Source organism: Ligilactobacillus ubinensis, assembly GCF_024160875.1.
In the GTDB taxonomy this organism is placed as follows: domain Bacteria; phylum Bacillota; class Bacilli; order Lactobacillales; family Lactobacillaceae; genus Ligilactobacillus; species Ligilactobacillus ubinensis.
In genome coordinates this window covers 26,105-27,519 of record NZ_JAIULA010000006.1, presented here as the reverse complement: position 1 = coordinate 27,519, position 1,415 = coordinate 26,105, and the positions used below count along the sequence as shown (strand labels likewise).

Sequence of the window (1,415 nt, the reverse complement as noted above, 5' to 3'; positions counted from 1 at the left end):
TGAATCGGTTAGTGAATCAGAGTCAGCAAGTGCATCAACATCAGCAATAGTATCTGAATCGGTTAGTGAATCAGAGTCAGTAAGTGCATCAACATCAGCAATAGTATCTGAATCGGTTAGTGAATCAGAGTCGGCAAGTGCATCAACATCAGCAATAGTATCAGAGTCAGTAAGCGAATCAATTTCAGAGTCACAAAGCAACTCAGCCTCAACAAGCGAATCGATTTCAGAATCGCAAAGTCATTCAGCCTCACAAAGTGAATCGATTTCAGAGTCGCAAAGCCATTCGGCCTCACAAAGTGAATCAATCTCAGAATCGCAAAGCCATTCGGCCTCAACAAGCGAATCAATCTCAGAATCACAAAGCCATTCGGCCTCAACAAGTGAATCAATCTCAGAATCACAAAGCCATTCGGCCTCAACAAGCGAATCGATTTCAGAATCGCAAAGTCATTCAGCCTCACAAAGTGAATCGATTTCAGAATCGCAAAGTCATTCAGCCTCACAAAGTGAATCTACTTCAGAGTCGCAAAGTCATTCAGCCTCACAAAGTGAATCGATTTCAGAGTCGCAAAGCCATTCGGCCTCAACAAGCGAATCGATTTCAGAATCGCAAAGCCATTCGGCCTCACAAAGTGAATCGATTTCAGAATCGCAAAGTCATTCAGTCTCACAAAGTGAATCTACTTCAGAGTCGCAAAGCCATTCAGCCTCAACAAGTGAATCGATTTCAGAGTCGCAAAGCCATTCGGCCTCAACAAGCGAATCGATTTCAGAATCGCAAAGTCATTCGGCCTCACAAAGTGAATCTACTTCAGAGTCGCAAAGCCATTCGGCCTCAACAAGCGAATCGATTTCAGAATCGCAAAGTCATTCAGCCTCACAAAGTGAATCAATTTCAGAATCGCAAAGCCATTCGGCCTCAACAAGCGAATCGATTTCAGAGTCGCAAAGCCATTCGGCCTCAACAAGCGAATCGATTTCAGAATCGCAAAGTCATTCGGCCTCACAAAGTGAATCTACTTCAGAGTCGCAAAGCCATTCGGCCTCAACAAGCGAATCGATTTCAGAATCGCAAAGCCATTCAGCATCAATAAGTGAATCAACTTCGGATAGTATATCTACATCTGAGTTAGTATCAGAGTCTGTAAGTGCATCTATATCTGAAGTAGAGTCTGAATTAGTAAGCGAGTCAATCTCGGATAGTATATCTGTATCTGAAGTGAAGTCTGAATTAGTAAGTGAATCAATTTCGGATAGTGCATCTGTATCTGAAGTAGAGTCTGAATTAGTAAGTGAATCAATTTCGGATAGTGCATCTATATCTGAAATAGTATCTGATTTAGTAAGTGAATCTACATCAACAAGTGAATCAATTTCTGAATCACGTAGTGAATCTACATCAACAAGTGAAT

2 pseudogenes are annotated in these 1,415 nt (G+C 41.7%); both read right to left on the bottom strand.

The features are described from left to right. A pseudogene (locus tag LB941_RS12535) lies at positions 1 to 201 on the bottom strand (LPXTG cell wall anchor domain-containing protein); the annotation flags it as partial. Positions 202 to 996: 795 nt separating this feature from the next. Next, positions 997 to 1,415 (bottom strand): annotated as a pseudogene (locus LB941_RS12530) (hypothetical protein); the annotation flags it as partial.